3 protein-coding genes are annotated in these 2,557 nt (G+C 75.2%); all 3 read left to right on the top strand.

Going from position 1 to position 2,557, the window contains the following annotated elements:
* Positions 1–606: substrate-binding domain-containing protein (locus AB0J52_RS35805; protein ID WP_500187359.1), on the top strand; the 606-nt coding region annotated here is incomplete at its 5' end.
* 135 nt (positions 607–741) lie between these two features.
* Positions 742–1,434: a type 1 glutamine amidotransferase domain-containing protein gene (locus tag AB0J52_RS35800; RefSeq protein ID WP_500187358.1), complete on the top strand. Its 693-nt coding sequence runs from the start codon at positions 742–744 to the stop codon at positions 1,432–1,434.
* A 41-nt stretch (positions 1,435–1,475) separates the two neighbouring features.
* On the top strand, positions 1,476–2,489 hold the full coding sequence (locus tag AB0J52_RS35795; RefSeq protein WP_500187357.1) for an NADP-dependent oxidoreductase: 1,014 nt from the start codon (positions 1,476–1,478) through the stop codon (positions 2,487–2,489).
* Positions 2,490–2,557: the final 68 nt, after the last annotated feature.

The raw sequence follows: 2,557 nt of genomic DNA, 5'->3' as shown, positions 1-2,557 counted from the left end.
GCCGAGTTCCTGGCGACGGTGGTCGTGCCGCGGCTCGGGCCGCTGACCGCCCGGGGCGTCCGGCTGCGCATCACCACGGGCATGGCCGAGGACCTGCTCGCCGGGCTGCGCGCCGGGCGGTTCGACCTGGTGGTGTCGACCCTCCGGCCGCGCGGCCGGGCGCTGCTCGCCGAGCCGTTCGCGGACGAGACGTTCGTGCTGGTCGCCGCGCCGTCCTGGGCCGAGCGGCTCGGCCCGGAGCGGCTGGCGGCGGACGGCCCGGCGGCGCTCGCGGACGTCCCGCTGCTCTCCTACGCCGACGACCTGCCGATCCTGCGCCGGTACTGGCGGCACGTCTTCGACACCCGGCTCACCGCGGAGCCCGCCGTGGTCGTCCCGGACCTGCGGGCGGTCAAGGCCGCGGCCGTCGCGGGCCTCGGCGTGACCGTCCTGCCGCGCTACCTCTGCCGCGCCGAGCTCGCGGACGGCTCGCTGCGCCCGCTGCTCGACCCGCCGGACCCGCCGATCAACACCGCGTTCCTCGTCCAGCGCGCCGGGGCGCGGCCGTCGCCGCACGTCGGGCTCGTCCGGGAGCACCTGCGGGAGATCGCGCGGCTGGCCGACTGAGCCATCGGTTCACCAATGGACGGCATAGAAGCCTCTATTGGTAGGGCTGGATACGCCCCGGCTACGCTCCGGTCTGGTGAACGAACCTGGTGTTCGGGCACATCCTGACCGGAACCATCTTCTGGAGTAGCGACCATGGCGAAGATCCTGTTCGTGCTGACCGGCGCCGACCACTGGACGCTGGCCGACGGCGGCAAGCATCCGACCGGCTTCTGGGCCGAGGAGGCCGTCGTGCCCTACGAGGCGTTCACCGGGGCCGGGCACACGGTCACGGTGGCGACGCCCGGCGGGGTCGTCCCGCCCGTGGACGCCGGCAGCCTCACCGCCGAGGCGCTCGGCGGCCAGGCCGAGGCCGACCGGACCGCCGCGACGCTGAAGCGCGACGAGTTCGCGGCCCCGGTGAAGCTGGAGGACGTCGAGCTCGACGACTTCGACGCCGTCTTCTACCCCGGCGGCCACGGCCCGATGGAGGACCTCGCGACCGACGCCGCCTCCGGGCGGCTCCTCGTCCGCGCCCTGGACGAGGGCAAGCCGCTCGGCATCGTCTGCCACGGTCCCGCCGCGATGCTCGCCGCGACCCGGGCGGACGGCTCCAACGCGTTCGCCGGATACCGGATCACCGCGTTCACCAACGCCGAGGAGACCCTGGCCGGACTCGCGCCCAAGGCCCGGTGGCTGCTCCAGGACCGGCTCGTCGAGGCCGGCGTGGACTTCCGCGAGGGCGAGCCGTGGACGCCGCACGTGGAGACCGACCGCTCCCTGGTCACCGGCCAGAACCCGGCCTCGGCCGCGCCGCTGGCCGCCGAGATGCTCACACTGCTGGCCTGACCGCCGGCGGTACCACCCGCTCCCGTCTGGAGACACCCGCCATGCCCTTCACCAGCCGCGAATGGCGCCTCGCCGCCCGTCCCGCGGGCGAGCCGAAGCCGTCCGACGTCGCGTTCACGACCGTGACCGTGCCCGATCCCGGGGACGGCCAGGTCGTGGTCCGCAACGACGTCGTCTCGGTGGACCCGTACATGCGGGGCCGGATGAACGACGTGCCGTCCTACATCCCGCCGTTCGAGCTGGACGAGCCGATGACCGGCGCGGCGGTCGGGACGGTCGTCGCGTCCGGGGCGGCGGAGTTCCCGGTGGGCACGACCGTCACGCACTTCCTCGGCTGGCGGGAGTACGCGCTGCTGCCCGCGGACGGCGTCCGGGCCGTGGACACCTCGCTCGCCCCGGCGCAGGCCTACCTCGGCGTGCTCGGGTCGACCGGCCTGACCGCCTACGCGGGCCTCACCGAGATCGCCCCGGTGCGGGACGGCGACACGGTGTTCGTGTCCGGCGCCGGGGGCGCGGTCGGGTCGGTGGCCGGGCAGATCGCGCGGCGGCTCGGCGCGGCCCGGGTGGTCGGCTCGGCGGGCGGCCCGGAGAAGGTCGGCCGCCTCACCGGGACGTTCGGCTACGACGCGGGGATCGACTACCGGAAGGGCGACCTCCCCGGCCAGCTGGCCGAGGCCGCGCCGGACGGGGTGGACGTCTACTTCGACAACGTCGGCGGCGACCACCTGGAGGCCGCGATCGGCGCGATGAACACCTTCGGCCGGATCGCGCTGTGCGGGGCGATCTCCGCCTACAACGCCGCCGAGCCTCCGCCCGGGCCCCGCAACCTCCCGCTCGCGGTCGGCAAGCGGCTCACCCTGCGCGGGATGATCGTCAGCGACCACCTCGCGCTCGCGCCCGCCTACGCGGCGCGCGCGGCGGGGTGGCTGAAGGACGGTTCGCTCGTCGCGGAGGAGACCGTCGTGGACGGCATCGAGAACGCCTTCGAGGCCTTCCAGGCGATGATGCGCGGGGCCAACACCGGGAAGATGCTCGTCCGGCTCGTCCACGACTGAGCCGGTACGCCGCTTCCGCCGGCGACGGCGGCCCGGCCCCCCCCGCGGCCCCCCCCCGCGCCGCCCCC

It is taken from the genome of Spirillospora sp. NPDC049652, assembly GCF_040675125.1.
Classification (GTDB): domain Bacteria; phylum Actinomycetota; class Actinomycetes; order Streptosporangiales; family Streptosporangiaceae; genus Spirillospora.
The sequence above is the reverse complement of the archived record's forward strand: the minus strand, read 5'-3'. Positions and strand labels throughout refer to the sequence as shown.